Annotated in this window: 17 protein-coding genes; 12 read left to right on the top strand and 5 right to left on the bottom strand. The window is 43.6% G+C overall.

Translation table 11 applies throughout. The features are described 5' to 3' along the window. Positions 1 to 5: 5 nt before the first annotated feature. The 5 genes from AAGC65_RS11345 to AAGC65_RS11325 all read left to right on the top strand — a co-directional run bounded on the left by AAGC65_RS11345 (position 6) and on the right by AAGC65_RS11325 (position 5465). Entirely contained in the window at positions 6 to 719 is a 714-nt protein-coding gene (locus AAGC65_RS11345) for a rhomboid family intramembrane serine protease (protein WP_343112564.1), read from the top strand. A 35-nt stretch (positions 720 to 754) separates the two neighbouring features. Further along, on the top strand, positions 755 to 1633 hold the full coding sequence (locus AAGC65_RS11340) for a rhomboid family intramembrane serine protease (RefSeq protein WP_343112563.1): 879 nt from the start codon (positions 755 to 757) through the stop codon (positions 1631 to 1633). Beyond that, complete coding sequence (locus tag AAGC65_RS11335) at positions 1623 to 2738, top strand: endonuclease/exonuclease/phosphatase family protein (RefSeq protein ID WP_343112562.1); 1116 nt, start codon at positions 1623 to 1625, stop codon at positions 2736 to 2738. The genes AAGC65_RS11340 and AAGC65_RS11335 overlap by 11 nt, the downstream gene beginning before the upstream one ends. A gap of 114 nt (positions 2739 to 2852) precedes the next feature. Next, a complete protein-coding gene (cysS, locus tag AAGC65_RS11330; protein WP_343112561.1) occupies positions 2853 to 4316 on the top strand; it encodes a cysteine--tRNA ligase in 1464 nt (487 codons plus the stop codon). A gap of 282 nt (positions 4317 to 4598) precedes the next feature. After that, on the top strand, positions 4599 to 5465 hold the full coding sequence (locus AAGC65_RS11325; protein WP_343112560.1) for a hypothetical protein: 867 nt from the start codon (positions 4599 to 4601) through the stop codon (positions 5463 to 5465). A 348-nt stretch (positions 5466 to 5813) separates the two neighbouring features. Here AAGC65_RS11325 and AAGC65_RS11320 read toward each other — a convergent pair whose 3' ends face one another. Both AAGC65_RS11320 and AAGC65_RS11315 read right to left on the bottom strand, forming a co-directional pair. Further along, entirely contained in the window at positions 5814 to 6776 is a 963-nt protein-coding gene (locus tag AAGC65_RS11320) for a MoxR family ATPase (protein WP_343112559.1), read from the bottom strand. Positions 6777 to 6781: 5 nt separating this feature from the next. Beyond that, the gene (locus tag AAGC65_RS11315) at positions 6782 to 8266 is read right to left on the bottom strand and encodes a peptidylprolyl isomerase (protein ID WP_343112558.1); all 1485 of its coding nucleotides are present in this window, start codon (positions 8264 to 8266) and stop codon (positions 6782 to 6784) included. A 181-nt stretch (positions 8267 to 8447) separates the two neighbouring features. Here AAGC65_RS11315 and AAGC65_RS11310 point away from each other — a divergent pair, with 181 nt between their 5' ends. The 3 genes from AAGC65_RS11310 (at position 8448) to AAGC65_RS11300 (ending at position 10565) form a co-directional block, all read left to right on the top strand. Further along, positions 8448 to 9029 (top strand): hypothetical protein, encoded by a 582-nt coding sequence (locus tag AAGC65_RS11310; RefSeq protein WP_343112557.1) that lies wholly within the window; start codon positions 8448 to 8450, stop codon positions 9027 to 9029. Positions 9030 to 9338: 309 nt separating this feature from the next. After that, positions 9339 to 9917, top strand: coding sequence for a non-canonical purine NTP diphosphatase (locus AAGC65_RS11305; protein ID WP_343112556.1), 579 nt, complete (start codon positions 9339 to 9341; stop codon positions 9915 to 9917). Positions 9918 to 10082: 165 nt separating this feature from the next. Then, positions 10083 to 10565, top strand: a complete 483-nt coding sequence (locus AAGC65_RS11300) for a hypothetical protein (protein WP_343112555.1) — start codon at positions 10083 to 10085, stop codon at positions 10563 to 10565. A gap of 167 nt (positions 10566 to 10732) precedes the next feature. Here AAGC65_RS11300 and AAGC65_RS11295 read toward each other — a convergent pair whose 3' ends face one another. Together AAGC65_RS11295 and AAGC65_RS11290 are read right to left on the bottom strand one after the other, a co-directional pair. After that, entirely contained in the window at positions 10733 to 11878 is a 1146-nt protein-coding gene (locus AAGC65_RS11295; RefSeq protein WP_343112554.1) for a lactonase family protein, read from the bottom strand. Positions 11879 to 11953: 75 nt separating this feature from the next. Beyond that, entirely contained in the window at positions 11954 to 13360 is a 1407-nt protein-coding gene (locus AAGC65_RS11290; RefSeq protein ID WP_343112553.1) for a pseudouridine synthase, read from the bottom strand. Positions 13361 to 13591: 231 nt separating this feature from the next. Here AAGC65_RS11290 and AAGC65_RS11285 point away from each other — a divergent pair, with 231 nt between their 5' ends. The 3 genes from AAGC65_RS11285 (at position 13592) to AAGC65_RS11275 (ending at position 17168) form a co-directional block, all read left to right on the top strand. Continuing rightward, complete coding sequence (locus AAGC65_RS11285) at positions 13592 to 14374, top strand: lytic transglycosylase domain-containing protein (RefSeq protein WP_343112552.1); 783 nt, start codon at positions 13592 to 13594, stop codon at positions 14372 to 14374. A 616-nt stretch (positions 14375 to 14990) separates the two neighbouring features. Then, entirely contained in the window at positions 14991 to 16040 is a 1050-nt protein-coding gene (locus AAGC65_RS11280; protein WP_343112551.1) for a c-type cytochrome, read from the top strand. Between the two features lie 564 nt (positions 16041 to 16604). Further along, a complete protein-coding gene (locus tag AAGC65_RS11275; protein WP_343112550.1) occupies positions 16605 to 17168 on the top strand; it encodes a dihydrofolate reductase family protein in 564 nt (187 codons plus the stop codon). On the opposite strand, the gene AAGC65_RS11270 is transcribed toward AAGC65_RS11275, so the two are convergent. Next, the gene (locus AAGC65_RS11270) at positions 17149 to 17307 is read right to left on the bottom strand and encodes a hypothetical protein (RefSeq protein ID WP_343112549.1); all 159 of its coding nucleotides are present in this window, start codon (positions 17305 to 17307) and stop codon (positions 17149 to 17151) included. The genes AAGC65_RS11275 and AAGC65_RS11270 overlap by 20 nt on opposite strands. 271 nt (positions 17308 to 17578) lie before the next feature. Between AAGC65_RS11270 and uvrA the strand changes: the two genes are divergently transcribed. Next, positions 17579 to 20425 (top strand): excinuclease ABC subunit UvrA, encoded by a 2847-nt coding sequence (uvrA, locus tag AAGC65_RS11265; protein ID WP_343112579.1) that lies wholly within the window; start codon positions 17579 to 17581, stop codon positions 20423 to 20425. Positions 20426 to 20645 lie beyond the last annotated feature (220 nt).

The raw sequence follows: 20645 nt of genomic DNA, 5'->3' as shown, positions 1-20645 counted from the left end.
ATACTATGAATTCATCACCATTTGCTAATATTACGCCGGTTGTAAAAAACCTGCTGATCATCAATATTTTATTTTTCATTGGCACTTACACACTGGGGAATGTTATTCCTGATGTGCTCAAATATTTACCTGTCTATTACTTTAATTCACCCAACTTTCGTTTGTGGGAAGTGATCACCTACATGTTTATGCATGGAGGTTTCGCGCACATATTTTTTAACATGTTCGCGCTGTTTTCCTTTGGGCCGATAGTGGAATATGCAATGGGACCAAAAAAATTCCTGAGCTTTTATTTTATCTGCGGTATAGGTGCAATTGTTTTGCAAATGCTTGTACAAGCCCTTGAGGTTCATGCAATAACAGGCGGCATCACCATACAACATCCCGGGCTCGATTCGTCATATATGGCATTCGGGGCTAAGGCCCAAAACCTGTATGACCTGTACAATACGCCGGTTGTTGGTGCTTCTGGTGCAATATTTGGTTTACTAATTGCATTTGGAATGCTGTTCCCCAACATGGAGCTCATGATCCTGTTTATACCGGTGCCTATTAAAGCTAAATATATTATACCGGTATATGTAGTATTGGAGTTATTTTTGGGTGTAAAACAATTTTCGGGCGATTCTGTGGCACATTTTGCACATTTAGGTGGGGCAATTTTGGGATATATCATGGTAAAATACTGGCGCTTACAACGTCCAAACAATTTTTATTAATAACGGTAGTTATCAATGTAAACGGAACTTAAATTATGAGTACCCTTTGGCAAAATATTCATTACAAAATGTTGCGGTCGGGCAATAAGTTAAACCTACTTATTGCTATTAATGTCATCGTGTATTTGGCTATCAACATTCCCGCTGTTATCGAACACCTGTTTACGGGTTTCGGGCAGCCCAGCATTATTGCCACCTATGCCGATGAATACCTGGCCACAACGGCCTATTTGCCAAAACTGCTCACCCGCTTCTGGACACCGCTTACCTACATGTTCATGCATGCGGGCATTTTGCACATTTTGTTCAACATGCTCTGGTTGTACTGGATGGGGCAGATATTTGAAGAGTACCTGGGTAATAAACGTACTATAGGCCTGTACATTATGGGCGGGCTGGCCGGCGCGTTTTTCTTTATTTTATGCTATAATCTGTTCCCGGCATTTTCACATAACCCGGCTATGCTGCTTGTGCCGGTTGTTGGGGCCTCGGCCAGTGTTATGGCCATTGTAGTAGCTACTGCCACACTGTTGCCTAACTATACTATTTCCTTAATATTATTTGGCCCTGTAAAGCTAAAATGGCTGGTTATTGTTATACTGGTTATTGACTTTCTGGGTATTGCCGGAGCCAACGCGGGCGGCGAAATAGCGCATTTAGGCGGCGCGCTGCTGGGCTTTATCTACATAAAACAACTGCAAAAAGGGCACGACTGGATAGGCGGTATGAATAACCTGTTCAAATCAAGCCCTAAACTAAAAGTGGTGGCCAAAAACACCAGTAAAAACAGCGCGGAGTATCCCCGCCAGGAAGAAATTGACCGTATATTAGACAAAATATCACAGTCCGGTTACGACAGCCTGAGCAAACAGGAGAAAGAAATCTTATTCCGCGCAAGCAATAATGAAAGTTAAACGCAAACAAAGTTTTATAGGCACCGTACTGTTATGGATAAACCTGTTGCTTTGCGCGGCTTTGCTTATCAGCTATTTGGCGCCTCATATTAATCCGCAAAAATTTTGGCCCATTGCTTTTTTTGGTCTGGCTTACCCGCCATTGCTAATAGCCAATTGTATAATGATGGCCTACTGGCTGCTGCGCAAAAGGTGGCAGTTTCTGTTATCGCTTGTTACTATTTTGGTGGGTTATAATGTGTTGTTCAACAACATAGGCTTCCGGCTTTCTGATCCGGATATTGCCCGGCCCTGTAGAGAGAACAGCATACGCGTAATGACCTATAACGTGCACAGTTTTAAACGCTACGGGTCAAAAAATGATGAATCAACCCGGCATGAAATTTTAAATCTGATAAGCAAACAAAGCCCTGACCTGATAAACTTTCAGGAGTTTTATACTAAGAATAAGGGCTCCTATGAAATGCGCGATTCCCTAACCAGGATCATCGGAACAAAGAACTTTTATTTTGAGCCTTTTAACTTTAATAGTTCCGAGGCTTACGGCATGGCCATATTCTCCCGATTCCCGATAGTAGGCAAGGGGCTCATCCGATTTTCAGATTTCAAATCAGACAATCAGTGTATATATGTTGATGTGAAGAGAGGGGCAAAAATATTCCGCCTGTACAGTGTTCACCTGCAATCTATCCATTTTGATCCCGAAGATTATAAATATCTGGATAGTGTTTCAAAAAGAGGTAAGGCCGATATGCAATCAACCAAACGGTTGGGCGGTAAGTTAAAAGCAGCTTTCATTAAACGGAGCGAGCAGGTTTTTAAAGTGAAAGAGCACGCGTCTCAATGTCCTTACCCATACATCATAGCCGGCGATTTTAATGATACGCCTACCTCATTTGCCGTTAACCAGATGGCTAAAGGCATTAAAAACACCTTCCGCGAAAGAGGATCAGGCTTTGGGCGTACTTATAACGGCAATTTTCCTAATTACCAGATTGATTATATTATGGCCAGCCCGCAGTTTGATATATTAACTTATAAGATCATCGAAAAAAAACTATCTGATCATTATCCCCTTCGCAGCGATGTAGTGCTGAACAATTAATGCCGATAACCTCAAGTATTATTAACTTAATTATTACATTTCAAATACGTTGTAGTTAACATTTCGGTTATGCCTGCATTAGCTTGAAATTGAAAAAATCGTAAGTTTGCGCTCATGAAACAAAATTTGTTTGTTTACAATACTTTAACACGTAAAAAAGAAGAATTTAAACCGCTTAACGCGCCGCATGTTGGCATGTACGTTTGTGGACCTACTGTTTACAGTGATGTGCATTTAGGCAATTGCCGCACCTATATATCGTTCGATCTGATGTTCAGGTACCTTACCCAAATTGGCTACAAGGTACGTTATGTTCGTAATGTAACCGATGCCGGCCACCTGGAAGGTGATGGCGGCGATGAGGGCGAAGACAAAATATCAAAAAAGGCAAAGCTGGCCCAACTGGAGCCTATGGAAATTGTACAAAAGTACACCGTTGGCTTTCATGAGGTAATGCAGATATTAAATACCTTGCCGCCAAGTATTGAGCCTACCGCCACCGGCCATATCATTGAACAGATTGAACTGGTTAAGGTGATACTGGAAAAAGGCTACGCATATGAAGTTGATGGTACCATTTATTTTGATGTTGAAAAGTACAACAGCACCAAAAACTATGGTATACTCAGCGGCCGCAACCTGGAAGATCTGCTGAACAATACCCGTACGCTGGGCGGCCAGGAAGAAAAGCATGGCAAGCTTGATTTTGCCCTGTGGATCAAGGCTAAACCTGAGCACCTGATGAAATGGCCATCGCCCTGGGGCGTTGGTTTTCCGGGCTGGCACCTCGAATGCTCGGCCATGAGCCAGAAATATTTGGGTAACCAGTTTGACATTCACGGCGGTGGTATCGATCTGGTACCTACTCATCATACTAATGAAATTGCACAGCACGTAGCCTGCTGCGGTAAAAACCCGGCCAATTACTGGGTACATACTAACATGCTTACCGTTAACGGGCAAAAAATGTCAAAATCATTAGGTAATAGTTTTTTGCCGCATGAGCTTTTTACCGGTAATAACTCTATACTCAACAAGGGCTACAGCCCCATGACGGTTAGGTTTTTTATGTTGCAGGCGCATTACCGCAGCACGCTTGATTTTGGTAACGAGGCTATGGAAGCATCGGAAAAAGGCTTTAAACGCCTGATGAACGCTTTTGCCTTATTGAATGGCTTAAAGACATCTGCTACTACCGAAGTGGAGATAGAACCATTGATGACCCGCTGCTACGCCGCCATGAACGATGACTTTAACAGTCCGGTACTTATTGCCGAACTGTTTGAGGCGTCGCGCATCATCAACTCGGTGCATGATGGTAAAATGAAAATAGACGAGGCTAACCTGCAACTGCTGCAAACGCTGATGCAAACCTTTGTGATCGATGTGTTGGGATTGAAGGATGAGCAGGCTGCCAACGATGATTTGCCTAATGTATTGAACATGGTGGTTGAGCTGCGCAGCGAAGCAAAAGCGAATAAAGACTATGCCATGTCTGACAAGATACGTGATGGCCTGGCCAAAATAGGCTTTCAGCTGAAAGACAGCAAAGACGGCACTCACTGGACTAAATCATAAACGGGGTTGTAATAATTACTGAGGAACAGCGCATTAACATTTAATCAAAACATAATCCATATAATCAGGTTATTACAACAAAACGCCGGAGTAATAACTGGCGTTGAGCACCATTTTTTTGCATGATAAACTCCTCTCATTTACAATTAAACACCATCATCTCCGTTTCAGATAATAATATATCGGGCTGTAATGCTAAGGGAATAATTACCCGTAGTAACGGCTCATATCACAATCCTGACTTAAAATTTATTACTAAATTGCCCAAAATCTAATACAACCATGAAAAAAATAATATTAGCTGCTACGTTTATTGGCTATAGCGTTTTTGCCTTAGCGCAAACAACTCCTCCTGCTCAAGTAAATAAGGTAGTTAGTGCCGAAGAAGCTTTTAATAAATTAGTTGAACGTAAAGGCATTAAAGATGGCTTTTTAGCTGTTGCCGATGCTGAAGGCATTGTATTTAAACCCGACGCCGTTAAAATAACCGACTTTTACAGCAAAATTGATAAACAAGCCGGCAAGCTAAGCTGGGTGCCTAAATTTGCCCGCATATCTGCCAACGGCGACCTTGCCTTTACCGCAGGCCCATATATTTACCAAAACGGTAAGGCTGATGACGAAAAAGTATATGGTGATTATGTATCTATCTGGAGGGCAGATGCGGAAAACAAGCTGAAGCTGCTGATCGACCTGGGCATACAACACCCGGAAGCTGAAGCTGATGTACCAACTGATTTCAAAGAGCCTACAGCAGCACGTACAGCTCCAAGCAAAGATCCATTTACCGGTAAAAGCATCATTATTAATACCGATAAAATATTCAACCACTCGTTAACCATATCGGCACTGGCCAGTTACAAAGAGTTTTTGAGCCCTGAAGGCCGTTATTATTTCCCTGGTTTTGAACCAATGACCGGCCCCAACACCATCATGAAATTCATCAACAACCAGGCTATCAGCATCAGCGCAGAAACTGTTAGCGCCGGCCGCTCAGCCAGCAATGATTTGGCTTACAGCTATGGCCATGCCCGCATTACCAAAGGCAACGTAGTAAGCAACTATAACTACGTACGTATCTGGGAGCTAGACAAAACCAAGAAATGGGATATCCTGCTGGAAGTATTTTCGGCTGTTGAAAACGAATAAGGGTTTTAATACCTGAAATAAAAAAGGGAGATGTATTTGATACATCTCCCTTTTTTATTTTTTCTTGTCATGCTGAACGTAGTGAAGCATTTACTCATCGATAGGGCAAGTTCCATAGCAGATCCTTCGTTCCTCAGGATGACAAAGTGCACAGCATGTGGGCTGCCGAAACAAGTTTGGCATGAAGGGTAATCGGGTATCTTCTATTTTAATCTAAACGTCATCCTGAATTTATTTCAGGATCTCTCAGGACAAGCAAATTTGCACAGCATATGGGGTGCCGAAACAAGTTCGGCATGACGATAGGGTTGAATCTCCATGCCATTGTTGGTGTTGTCACCAACAATCTTAAAACAGTTGCTGAATAATATCATCGGCCGACAAGCCTTCTGCTTCGGCGTGGTAACTGCGTACTATACGGTGGCTTAGTATAGGCTTGGCAATGGCTTGTATGTCCTCAATATCGGGTGAGTATTTTCCATTGATCACCGCGTGGCATTTGGCGCCCAGGATCAGGAATTGCGAAGCACGCGGGCCTGCACCCCAGCTTAGTAAACGGTTGATCTGCGGGCTGGCAAACTGTGTGTTAGGGCGGGTTTTGGCTACCAATTTTACCGCGTATTCCAACACATGATCGGTAACCGGGATATTGCGCACCAACTGCTGAAAATAAATGATCTGCTCGGCATTCAACACCTTATTAACATCGGCATGGGCTGTGCTCGTGGTGTTTTTAACCACCTGTAGCTCCTGCTCAAATGTAGGGTAGTTTAGCGTTACGTTAAACATAAAGCGGTCAAGCTGAGCCTCGGGCAGGGGATAAGTACCTTCCTGCTCAATGGGGTTTTGGGTGGCCAGTACAAAAAATGGCTGAGCCAGCTTGTGGGTAATACCGGCGGCGGTAACCGCTTTTTCCTGCATGGCCTCTAAAAGCGCCGCTTGTGTTTTTGGTGGAGTACGGTTAATTTCATCGGCCAGGATGATATTTGAAAAAACCGGCCCGGGTATAAATTTAAAATTCCTGTCCTCACCTAATATCTCCGACCCAATAATATCTGAAGGCATCAGATCGGGCGTAAACTGTATACGTTTAAAATCAAGGTCGAGCACGCGGGCTACGGTTTGCACCAGTAAGGTTTTTGCCAGCCCTGGTACACCAACCAATAAACAATGCCCGTTACTAAATATGGATATCAATACAAATTTCACCACCTCATCCTGCCCAATAATAACTTTACCTATTTCGGAGCGTATTTGCTGATAAGCTGCCTTTAAAGCATCGGCAGCTTCTACATCAGAGCGGTGTTGCATAAGTATTAAGGTTTAGTTTGCGCTGTTGTTGTTGCAGTTGGTGTGGTGATCCATTTTTTCAGTATATCACACGATTGGTATTCCCTGTCAATCCGGATAAAGGTTTCCTTTCTGCGTTTATCAAACCATTGGTTGATCATCTTATTGGTTTTATCCTCAAATGCATAATCCTTTAGTTTAGGAAAATCCTGCTCTAAATTAGCTTTGTGCGCGCTGGTAGCCGATTTAAGATATAATATTTTATAGCTCTTTTTACCGTTAGCTTCGGTAAAAAGATCAGGCTTTGATATGCTGCCAATTTTCATGGTATCAACCGTAAGGGCAACCTTAGGGTCAAGCTTATCGGTTGGTATAAAGGTTGTACGGGTTTGCACGTTTTCGGCGTTCAGCATCATACCACCATTGTACTTGGTTTCTTTATCATCAGAGTAATAAGCCGCTGCGCTCGAAAAATCGATCTTCTTGTTTTTCTGCAACAGGGTATAAATACTATCGGCCTTTACCTTAGCGCGGTCAAGACTGGCCTGCGTAACTACCGGCATAATTAATATGTGCCTTACGTGTACCTGCTCGCCGCGGCGCTCAATAACCTGCAAAAAGAAGAAACCATACTCCGGCGATTCAAAAACAGGCGACATTTCACCAGCTTTAAGCCTGAAAGCGTTGGCGGTAAATTCCTTTACCCAGGTAGTTCTGTCGCCAAATCCGGCATCACCACCATCAGGCGCCGAACCCGGATCTTGCGAGTAAAGCCTGGCCAGTGTACCAAAATCCTCACCTTTTTTAACCCTTTCACGAAGCGCCTCGGCCTTTTCGCGATACAGTTCCTTTTCCTCTTTATTTAATTGTGGCTGAAAAACTATTTCGCCAACCTCAACCTCTTTGTTAAATGATGGCAAGCTGTCTTTAGGCAACGTCTCAAAATATTTTTTAACATCCTGTGGGGTAACGTTCAACTTTTCAGTAATGTGTTGCTGCATTTTCTGCGCAACCATCTGCTCTTTCACGTCAGGGCGTATCTCATCTTTATATTGAATAACCGAACGGCCTAAAAAGCCTTCCAGTTTTTCCTGTCCGCCTGCTCTTTGGGTCATTTCACGCATCCTACGGTCAACGTTGGCATCAACCTCATCATCCTTAACATCTATACTATCAATAGCGGCTTGTTGGGCCAATAGTTTTTGGGTAAGTAACGATTGTAATATTTTACATTTTACATCACCGCTGGGCTGGTTACCTTCAACCAGGTAACGTGCATATTGAGTTTCAATATCTGATTGTAATATAGGGGCGTTACCCACAACGGCTGCTATTTTATCAAGCGTGTGGCGCGGGCCGGCAGGGGCAACAACCGAATCGGCTTTGGCAACAACCTTGGCTGTAGTGTCAGACTTGGTAAGTGCTTTCGCGGCTGAATCGGCCTTGGTTTGCGCTTGCGCAACTGATATGATCAATATAAAACTTAAAACGAATATCCCTAACTTTCTCATGTAATGTTCTTATACTCTTAAACTAAACGGAACAGTATCCCGTTAAAAACCACGAATTTCGGTAAAATTTATCAATTATGACCGAACAAAAAATCCCTATTTAATACAACAACCTATAATTGTGCTAATATGGTTATAAAGCTTGAAACCGTTTAACTACTTTTGGTTAAAATTTGTTAAAGTGAAAGTTGAGAACCCGGTAGCCCTGCAATACATATTATCAGATGAACTATACCTGTTAGGCACAGATAAACCGCTGTATGAGCATTTGCAAAAAAGCCCGCCAGAACCAACAAACACTACATTGCCCGAACCAGAAGCAACCATACCAGCCGCCACACCTATTACTGAACAAGCTGTGCCTGAAGTAAAAACGCAGCCGATAAGCTTTAATTATCTGGGCAAAAACTTAAAAAACTTCCTGGTACTGGTACATTACCCCGATCAGGAATTTATTGCCGAGGCGCATTTAACCGCCCTGCAAAACATATTGAAACGAAAAGAGCTGGAGCTGCATGATATAGCCATACTCAACATGGCCGGCTATAGCAACAGCAACTTTACCGAGATAACCAGCTTTTTTAAACCCACCAAATTACTCTTGTTAGGGAAAACAACCATGCCACAAGGCATTGCCACACTTCAATTAAACAAACCGCAGGCACTGGATGGCCTTACCGCCCTGTACAGTTTTGCCTTTGCAGAAATGATGGACAGTGTGGATAATAAGAAAGCTTTTTGGGAGCAAATGAAAACGCTGTAGTTTATTTTTTATCATGGACGATCATAAACAAGTTAATAAGGAAATCATAAATCTTTTGACCAGGTACGTAGATAAAAATCCTTCACAACGATTTGGACAAATCCTGTTTAACCTGGACATTAATCAATTCGTGCATAAAGCCGATCCAGCTCAATATAACCATCTTTTGCGCGACATACATAATGATTTAAGCGAGGATATTTTAAAAAGAGTCAATGACAGAATCAGCCTAATAAAGAATAAATAAACTGCACCCATTAAAAGTCCATTGTCCAACAGTCTTTCGTCCTTAATCCTAAAAGTCTCAAAATGCAATTAGTTTTCGCCACCAATAACCGTCATAAACTGGATGAAGTAGCCGCCAAGGTTGGCGATAAAATAAAATTGTTAACCCTGAATGATATTGGCTGTACCGACGATATTGAGGAAACAGGCACTACGTTCCGGGCAAACGCTTCAATCAAAAGCCACCACATTTTTGAAAAATATAAACTCAACTGTTTTGGCGACGACAGCGGACTGGAGATAGACGCCCTGAATGGTGAACCCGGTGTTTATTCGGCCCGATACGCGGGCGAACATGGCAATCATGCAGCTAATAATGAAAAAGTGTTAAATAACCTGGCCGGTAAAACTAATCGCAAGGCTCGTTTCCGCACGGTGATCTCCTTAATATGGAATGGTGACGAGCATTTTTTTGAGGGCGTTGTAGAAGGCAGCATTCGTGCTGAACTCAGCGGCACCGAAGGCTTTGGGTACGACCCTATTTTTGAACCTGAAGGCTACAACGTAACCTTTGCCGAAATGAGCATGGAGCAAAAAAACAGCAGCAGCCACCGCGCAAAGGCAATGGAGCAATTGATCGCGTTTCTGAACACGGTTGATTAGGGTTGAGCCCCTCTAAATCTCCCCTGAAGGGGAGACTTTATAAATCTTATTATAAGCACTCTCCCTTGAAGAGTGTTGAGCGAGGCCCGCACTCCACACCCGCCCCCCTGCACCTACACAAAATTTGGCAGGATTTATGCTCTTATGCTTTAAAATACCTCAGTCATGAAAAAATTATTTCAAACCTCAATCGCAATCCTGTCAATCCTGTTTATTATGTCGGCCTGCTCAAGCCAGAAAAACACGACATCAAGCAATGTATCCCGCGGTAAATTTGTGGGCACCTGGACCTTAAATAACGTAAGCTATGATGGCCTTGTTCAAAATGCTGTTCAAAACGTGTTTGATCAGGCACCACCCGAAGCCTTTGTAGGCAGTACCTGGAAGCTAACCAACAGCGGTAACGGTTTGTATACTTTAGCAAACGGTGCGTCGCAAACTATATTCTGGTCGGTTTATAACGGCGGGACTACAGGAACACAATTTCAGTTCAAAAAATTATTTGAAGGTGATAAAGCTAAAAACGTTACCGAAGGCTATCGTCTGGATATAGCCAATGCGGATGGCTCAGCCATGACCCTGAAATCACCGGTTGCAGTAGGCAACGGAACAGGGTATATTATTTATTCGTTTAGTAAAGCTCAATAAGGAGCGTGGAGCGAGGTTTATAGTGCGTCTAAATTACAAATACACTTAGCCTGCCATTAGAAGCTAAATGGGGGCTATGATCATAAATCATAGCCCCCATTTTTATTGATATTAAATAGAAAATCTTCACTACTACCTTCCACTCACTTCGCTCCCCACTCCATTCTCTACTGTGCCGGTGCAAATTTCAGACATACCGGGTTACCAATTTCAAGCCTGGAGCCTGTTGGCGATAGTTTGCCAGTAGCGTTATCAATGCGTAGCACGTATATGGTATCGCTGTTTTGATTGGCCACAATCATGAATTTGCCGGTTGGGTCAATGGCAAAATCGCGCGGGTTTTTACCCATTGATGGCTGGCGCTGTACAAAGGTAAGTTCACCGGTTTCCTGATTTACGGCATAAACAATGATCTCGTTAGTTTCTAAACGGTTAGATGCATACAGAAAACGACCATCAGGCGACAGGTGTAGAGCCGCGCCTGCTGTTTGTCCTTTAAAATTATCGGCCAGCAGGGTTATGGTTTGTTTTTGTTTCAGTTTTCCGTTGTCATAGTCAAACACTAATACATTTGAGCCCATCTCGGTTATCAGATAGGCATGTTTTTTATCTGCCGAAAACTCTAAATGTCTTGGGCCATCGCCGGGTTTAACGCTCACAAATGGGGTCGAAGCTGGTTCAAGTGGCTTTTCGTTCGATGCGCGGTAACGTAATACATTTACCTTATCGGTACCCAAGTCATTATATAACAGGTATTTTTCATCTGGCGATAGTATGCTCATGTGCGCGTGAGGGCCTTCCTGGCGATCTTTATTAGGGCCATGAGCACCATCATCGTGCAGGGTTTGGATGGCTTTTGATAAAGAGCCATCTTTATTTACCGGCAATACGGCAACGGTACCGCTGCTGTAATTAGCTACAAAAACATTTTTCTGTGCCTTATCAACCCCAACATAGCAGGGATCATCACCCTCTGATGATTGTTTATTAATAAAGGAAATTTTACCCGTTTTAGGTTCAAACGAAAATGAGCTTACCTCGCCCTTTGGTGTTTCGTTTACGGCGTATATGAATTTGTTATTGCTGCTCAGAGTGAGATATGATGGGTTGGTAACACCATCAATCTGGCTTAAGTAGGCCAGCCTGCCATTTTCGGCATAAAACCGGTAAACGGCTATTCCTTTACTTGTACCCGAGGTATAGGTACCTATAAGGAGGTCATAAGTGGTAGGTCCCTTTTTTTTGTTTGGTTTGTTTTGCGCGTAAGTAAACAAAGGCGACAACAGCGCAATGATCAGAACAATTTTTTTCATGTGAGATGAAATTGGTTTTATACTGCGCAAGTTAACAAAACCAACAAAAAACGCCCTGTTTATCAGGGCGTTTTTTTATTTTATTAAATGTTTTAACTGGATAACCTCTTTTTCATCAAGGTAACGCCACCTGCCGCGTGGCAGATCTTTTTTAGTTAAGTTGGCGTAAACTACCCTATCAAGCTTAACTACTTCATAACCAAGACTTTCAAATATTCGGCGCACAATACGGTTTTTACCGCTATGTATCTGTATACCTACTTCTCTTTTTGAACCGCCGGCCACGTACGATACTGAATCAGGTTTTATTAAGCCATCTTCCAGTTCAATACCAAAGCCAATTTTGTTCAGATCGCCCTGGGTAAGGCTTTTGCTCAGTTCAACCTGGTACAACTTGCTGATATTGCTACGCGGGTGCGATAGTTTATCGGCCAGTTCGCCATCATTGGTCATTAATAATAAACCAGTGGTATTCCTGTCTAAACGGCCAATAGGGTAAATACGCTCTTTGGTGGCCTTTTCAACCAGGTGCATTACGGTACGGCGTTCTTGCGGGTCTTCGGTGGTAGTTATATAATCTTTAGGTTTATTTAATAGTACATAAACCATTTTTTCACGACGCAGGGTTTCGCCATTGTATTTGATCTCGTCTTTAGTAGGGTCGATCTTAGCACCCAGTTCATCAACTACTACACCGTTCACCATTACCACACCGGCAATGATCAGTTCGTCTGCCTTGCGGCGTGAGCAGATACCTGCATTTGAAATGTAACGGTTCAGGCGGATAAGGCCATCGTCTTTAGCTTTAGGCTCTGCCGGCTTTTTGCGGCCGCGTAAAGTTTTAACGGGAGCATCTTGATTGTTATCGTATGTTGGTTTGCGTTGAGGCCTGTCGGTATTGTATGGTTTATCTTTAAAAGATCCTGTGTCTTCGCGTTTTTTAAATCCGCCGGCTGGCCTTTCGCCAAATTTTTTGTCGGTTGAACGTTCTCTTGAACCACCTTCAAATTTACGATCTCCGGTTCCTTCAACGCCGAAACTCCTTTTTGGCCTGTCTTCAAAATTTGAATTACGGGTACGCGGAGATGAGTATGCTTTCTTTTCCGGTGCCGAACCTGCACCAAAGCTTCTTTTTGGCCTTTCGTCATCGCCGCCTGTCGGCCTGCCTGAGTAAGGCTTGCGCGGTGCGAATGATTGGTTATCGCCTGATGGACGTCCTGAATAAGGTTTTGATCTGCCCGATGATTTTCTGTCGCCTGATGATGCACTGTCTCTAAAATTACTTTTAGGGCGGTCGTCATTAAAACGGTTACTTTGATATGCTTTTGGTTCAGGCTTTACGAATTTCTTTTTTTCTCCGTTTGGAGTGGCTTTGCCTTTAGCAGTCGCGGGTCTTTTGGGTCTGTCCTCGCTTCTTGGGCTACGGCCTGTTGTTCTTTTTTGATTGTCGTCGCGACTATCTGTTGGTCTCTTGAATACCATATTTTTTTTGTTTTGCGCTTTCGCAGCGTGAGGGTCAAAGATACGCTTTTTTGGCAAAATCTAATCAAAAAGTTCAAAAATTTTAGGCGGTTCAAAAACAAGGTTTAAACAGTTTTAAACCTTGTTTTTGAACCAAAAAACGCTTCGGAAATTGCAGACAAATTCATAAGTATTTGATAATGTGCCCCATATAACATACCTTTGCCAAACATTCTACCAAATGTATAGTTAATGATAAAAAAAGAAATGATCAAAAAACACTTACTTACGTGCTCCGTAATGCTGGTGCTGGTTCTCATTTCAAAGCTTAATATTTTCAGCACAACCATCACCGAAAAGGTTGTAAAAACTGAAAATACAGGCAATCGGACTTCGAAATTTATTTTTATAAAAAGCACTGCAAATGCATACAATTTTGCAAACGAAGCTTTGCCAGTAAACGATGCCCGGGTTACACGAAAACTGAATGTTTCGCTCAAGCAGCATACCTTCAAAACCGTGCAATCAAACGTTCTGCATCGTAAGGCCGAAAAGTGGTTTCCGATCATCGAACCCATTTTGAAGGTTTATGGCATTCCCGATGATTTTAAGTACATCCCGCTGGTTGAGTCGGGCCTGCATTCAGGCACCTCGCCCAAGGGAGCAAGCGGCCTGTGGCAATTTATGCCCGGCACCGCGCGTACTTACGGGCTAAAGGTAGGTCATGGTGTTGATGAGCGTAACAACCTGCGTAAATCAACCATCGCGGCCTGCAAGTATATCAAAGAACTATACGGTGAATTCAATAGCTGGACACTGGCAGCTGCCGCTTACAACAACGGCTCCATTAAGCTGGAAAAAGCTATTACGAGACAAAATGAAGATAATTATTTCCGCATGAGCCTGAACCGCGAAACCGGTTCATACATTTACAAGCTTATTGCCATGAAAGCAATTATCCAGCAACCGCAGAAGTACGGGTACACCAGCTACTACGCGTTTACCCCACCTACTCAATTGCTGAACTTTAATTAATTACTGATTTACATCATCATCGTTAATTAAAGATTACATTACGGAGCACCCCTAAGCCAGCTTTCCAGGACGGAAGGCTGGCTTTTTTGTTATGGAATTAGTGGATTATTGATTTTTCCTCACTTTTGAAAATTTATGTCATTGCTGTAAGGAGGAACGATGAAGCAAGAGCCTCACCCAACCCTCTCCAAAGGAGAGGGCTTTAAAATACTTTTTTAAGTCTCCCCTTCTGGGGGAGATTTAGAGGGGGCTCATTGCCACGCTTCGCTCGCAATGACAAAATTCCACTCCATTCCCTTATCCTGGCGTAAGTGACTCACCCGGTCTACGCTTCGCTGGACCACCCTCTCTTCGCCTGCGGCGGAAAGAGGGTTTGAAAATAGATGATGGATAAAGACAAAAAGATAATAGAAATTATTGCTTCACCCTCTTTCCAGCGAAGCTAAAGAGAGGGTCGACAAGCGTAGTGCCGTCGGGGTGAGTGGATGAACAAGCTAAGGGTTGGTAAGACTTCATCCACTTTCACAACCACCACTTTTGGGGATTTCAATTTTTGACCTGCATCAATACTTTTGCCTGTGCAGCTACATACTTTTATGTAGCTACATAAAATATTATGCAACCGAAAAAAAAGAAAACCCCGCTTATCGTTTTGGCCAAGATTTCCAGATACGCCATTTGTATTACACTGCTTACTGCTTTTAGCCTGGGTATAATTATCATGTCATTCAATAATGGGCAGGTAAAGGCAGCCCAGCAGCCTGAAAATAAAGCTAACCAAACTTCAACGCAAACTATCCCTGCTGACGCGTGGAAAGCACCGGCACCATCAACTATTCCGGCAGGCAAAACCGGAGCAATGATCAGGTACGGCCGTGAGCTCGTTATGAATACTGCAAAATACCTGGGACCACATGGTAGCGTCGCCCATCTTTCTAACGGTATGAATTGCCAAAACTGCCATTTATATGCCGGCACCAAATTATACGGAAATGACTTTGCCAGCTTTATGGCCACCTCTCCCAAAATAAATCCCCGCTCCGGCAAAATAATCTCAGCCGCAGGGCGCATAAGCGAATGTTTTCAGCGCAGTTTAGCCGGAACATCCCCTGATACTTCTAAAAAAGAGGTTCAGGCTATATTAGCTTATATGAGATGGGTAGGAAAGGACGTAAAAAAAGGACAAATCCCATTTGGTGGCGGAAGTGAACGGTTACCATTTATGGATAAGGCTGCCAACCCTGCGCTTGGAAAAATTGTATTTATGCAAAAATGCAAAAGCTGCCACGGAGCTAACGGCGAAGGGCAGCTGACAGCAGATAAAATATCATATACCTACCCGCCTTTATGGGGGCCGCATAGTTACAATGATGGCGCCAGCATGTTTTATATTGCCAGCCTTGCCGGCTTTGTTAAAAATAATATGCCTTATGGAGCTACCTATCAAAGGCCGCAGCTCACCAATGAAGAGTCATGGAATGTTGCAGCCTTTATAGATTCGCAGCCGCGTCCGCACAAGGATCATCACCTGGATTGGACCAATCTCGCAAAAAAACGATTCGATATCCCTTATGGACCATATGCCGATAGCCTTAGCGAAAAGCAGCATAAATACGGCCCGTTTAAACCTATTTTAGCTGCTGCGCAGCAAAAAGCAGCTAAGTAGACGAATTAATATTTTTTTACTTCATTTAAAATTGGCCTCTGAGACGAATCGATTTTCCTGAAAACATACGAAGTTTTGAAAACTTATTTACGCTGTAAAGTTCGTTATTGCCACGCTCGCAACAATAACAAAATTCCACTTCATTCCCTTATCCTTGCGTAAGTGACTCACCCGGTCTACGCTTCGCTGGACCGCCCTCTCTTCGCCTGCGGCGGAAAGAGGGCTTTGAAAATGGATTAAGGATAAAAGGAGCAATCGCGAACAATATATGTTTTCTCTGTAATGTTCGGTTGCCACGCTACGCAATGACAAAATATCAGTTTTTCACCCTCTTTCCAGCGAAGCTGAAGAGAGGGTCGACAAGCGTAGCGCCGTCGGGGTGAGTAGATAAACTAATTTGATGAAACCATGCTTTTTTTAAGCCCTCTTCTTTGGAGAGGGTTGGGTGAGGCTCTTTTTACGCAAATCACCTCTTTTTTTGTCGTAATCATACCTTTTCAATCAAACCAGGGTTGCCCATATTTGTAATAACAAGTAACACAATCAATTTAAAAACAGACAACTATGAGAAAGTTAAAATTACAGGTACAAATGACCCTTGATGGTTTTGTAGCCGGACCAAATAGAGAGTTAGACTGGATGTGGGTTTCGGGCGAGCAAGACCCGGCCGGTTTACAGAAAGTAATTAATTTGGCCGATAGCTGCGATATGATTTTGCTGGGGCGCGGCATGACCCAGGAGTTTTGCACTTATTGGGAAAGCGTGGTGGATAACAAACCCGACAGCCCCGAAATACCTTTGGCGCAACGTATGGTCAATATGCGCAAAATAGCGTTCAGCCGTACCCAAACCGATATTAAGGGCCGCAATTTAGAAGTAGAAAACGGCGACCTGGCTACCGCAATACAAAAGCTGAAAAACCAGGAGGGTAAAGATATTATGGTTTATGGCGGTGCCGGTTTTGCAAGTTCGCTCATCAGCCTGAACCTGGTTGATGAATATTATATTTTCCTGAACCCGGTTGCCATTGGCAACGGCCTTTCTATTTTTAAGGAGCGTAAAATACTGAAATTAGAAAGTTCAACCGTTTATAACAATAAAACGCTTCTTAAATACCTGCCGGCGTAAGTCTGGAAAGTGAAAACTTACGAAGTTTTAAAAACTTCGTAAGTTTATTATCCTTTAGTATAACCCCATCGGGGTTAAAGCTTTGTAGCAAACCCAAACGTTTTAATGAAGTGCCGTAGGTACTAAACTCAAATTGCATACCTACGGCATGCTAATTTTGTACCTTTGTTTTTTCTACAAAGCTTTTACTCCTAAGGAGTAATCCTTATTGCGATCGATCGATCACAACCGTCTCTAAATATTAACCTTATGCTGACATGCTTAGCATAAAATCCACATCAATTTTCCGTATCTTTGCGTAAATTTTTAGCAATAGTTTTAGAGGCTCCTTTCTCGTAAACAATTTACACAAGCTTTTAAAACCAGGCCCGCTTACACGGGTTTATTAAATTTGGTACCGATAATACATGATGAACGAAACAACTGTTGACCTGGGCGAACAAAGCGAAGTTGAAGTTTATGGCGCCAGGGTACATAACTTAAAAAATATCGACGTTTCTTTTCCGCGTAATAAGCTGGTGGTGATTACCGGCCTCAGTGGCAGTGGAAAATCGTCGCTGGCCTTTGATACCATTTATGCCGAGGGGCAGCGCCGTTATATGGAAACATTTTCGGCCTACTCGCGCCAGTTCATGGGCGGCATGGAGCGCCCCGATGTGGATAAGGTATCGGGCCTGAGCCCGGTTATTGCCATTGAGCAAAAGACCACCAGCAAAAACCCGCGCTCAACCGTGGGCACCATCACCGAGATATATGACTTTATGCGTTTGCTTTTTGCCCGTACCGGCGACGCGTACTCCTATACTACTGGCGAAAAGATGGAGCGCATGAGCGAAGACCAGATCCTGAAAACCATAACCGAAAAGTTTGACGGCCAGCCGGTAAATATACTGGCTCCGGTAGTAAAGGCACGTAAGGGTCATTACCGTGAGCTTTTTGAATCTATCCGCAAACAGGGCTATTTAAAAGTTTGGATAGATGGCGCTATGGCCGATGTGGAACCAAAAATGCAGGTTGACCGCTATAAGATACATGATATCGATATTGTGGTTGACCGACTGGTGGTTTCTGAAAAGGACAGCAAGCGTTTATATACTTCGGTACAGGCAGCGCTTAAAATTGCCAAAGGAATCATCCGGGTTGGCGATAAGGATAATAACGTAGCTTATTATAGCAAATACCTGATGGACCCTGTTTCGGGCATTTCGTATGATGAGCCGCAGCCAAATACTTTTTCCTTTAACTCGCCTTATGGTGCCTGCGAAAAATGTAATGGCCTGGGCTATATTTTTGAGGTTGATGAAGCCTCAGTTATCCCAAACCCTAAGCTGAGCATCCTGAACGGTGGCCTTGCACCCATCGGTGAATATCGCGAAACCTGGATCTTTCAGGTATTAAAATCGCTGGCCAAAAAATATGAGTTTTCGCTATCGACCCCGATAGAAAAACTGACCCGCGAACAACTGGATATTATCCTGAACGGATCGCCGGATATGTTAACCGTGGCGGTGGAGTATAATAAATGGAACGTGCAAAGCTACCAGATCACGTTTGATGGTATTATCCGCATGCTGGAAGAGCAGCAGGAGCGCCGCGGTGACGAGGGTATGGACGATATGGAAAACTATCGCGTGCTCCGGACTTGCCCGGTATGCGATGGCGCAAGGCTTAAAAAAGAATCGTTACACTTTAAGGTTGATAACAAAAATATATTTGAACTGGCTTGTATGGATATCCGTACCCTACAGGAGTGGTTTACCAATTTGGAAGACAGGCTGACCGAGCGCCAGAACGTTATTGCCAAAGAGATATTAAAAGAGATCCGTGCCCGTATTGTGTTTTTGTTAGACGTAGGCTTAAGTTATCTAACGCTCGACCGTACGGCCAAAACCCTCTCCGGGGGCGAGGCGCAGCGTATCAGGCTGGCTACGCAGATAGGCTCACAACTCATGAACGTGATGTACATTCTGGATGAGCCCAGCATTGGCTTGCACCAGCGCGATAACGAGCGACTGATAAACGCGCTTAAAAACCTGCGCGATCTGGGCAATACCGTTTTGGTGGTTGAGCACGATAAGGATATGATACTGGAAGCCGACCATGTAATTGATATGGGTCCGGCAGCCGGTGTACACGGTGGCCAGGTTGTTGCCGAAGGCACACCTGCCGAACTGATGGCTGAGCATACGCTCACTACCAGTTACATTAACGGTGAGTGCTCCATAGCCATTCCCGAAAAAAGGAGAGAAGGCAATGGCAAAACACTGAGCCTTAAAAAAGCTACCGGCCATAACCTTAAAAAGGTCTCGGTTGATTTTCCGCTGGGCAAGCTCATCGGTATTACCGGGGTATCGGGCAGTGGTAAATCAAGTTTAATTACCGAAACACTATACCCTATCCTTAACCACCATTTTTTCAGGGCCAAAAAGCAACCGCTGCCTTACGAAAAAATTGAGGGCCTGGAGAATGTGGATAAAGTGATCGAGATAGATCAAACCCCTATTGGCCGTACACCACGCTCAAACCCGGCTACATATACCGGTGTATTTTCGGATATTCGTAACCTGTTTGTGGCGCTGCCCGAATCGCGTATCAGGGGATACAAGCCTGGTCGTTTTTCATTTAACGTTAAGGGCGGTCGTTGCGAAACCTGCCAGGGTGCAGGTATGAAGGTAATAGAAATGAACTTTTTACCCGATGTGCAGGTACCTTGCGAAGAATGCGGAGGCCGCCGTTATAACCGCGAAACACTGGAAGTACGCTACCGCGGCAAATCTATCAGTGATGTGCTGGATATGAGTATTGAGGATGCTACACCGTTTTTTGAGCATATTCCATCTATCTATCGCAAGGTAAAAACATTGAATGACGTCGGTTTGGGTTACATTACCTTAGGTCAATCATCCACCACCCTTTCGGGCGGCGAGGCACAGCGTGTTAAACTGGCTACCGAGCTATCTAAAAAAGATACCGGCAATACTTTTTATATACTGGACGAGCCTACAACCGGCCTTCACTTTGAAGATATCAACGTATTGTTAGGTGTACTTTATCAACTGGTTGATAAAGGCAACACCGTATTGGTTATTGAACATAACCTGGATGTAATTAAGGTGGTTGACCACGTCATTGACCTTGGCCCGGAAGGTGGCTCTGGTGGTGGCAATATCCTGTTTTCCGGCACTCCGGAAGGCTTGTGCAAAGTAAAAAACAGCTTCACCGGCCAGTTCCTGAAAAAGGAAATGGGGATAAAGTAAGGTGTTTTTTGTAACTCCATGTCATTGCTGTAAGCGTAGCGTGGCAATCGCGAACTATACACCATTGCGAGCGATAGTGTGATAATGCAAACTTTACAAAGAAAATCTAAAAAGTTCGCGATTGCTTCGTACCTTACAGCAATGACAAAAGGAAGAATATTGATTTGTCATTGCTGTAAGGGTTTAGTAATTCGGTAATAGAATTAGGTAATTATTTTTT

It is taken from the genome of Mucilaginibacter sp. (genome assembly GCF_039207105.1).
In the GTDB taxonomy this organism is placed as follows: domain Bacteria; phylum Bacteroidota; class Bacteroidia; order Sphingobacteriales; family Sphingobacteriaceae; genus Mucilaginibacter.
Note: the sequence above shows the minus strand (reverse complement) of the source record. Positions and strands in the feature narration are given on the sequence as shown.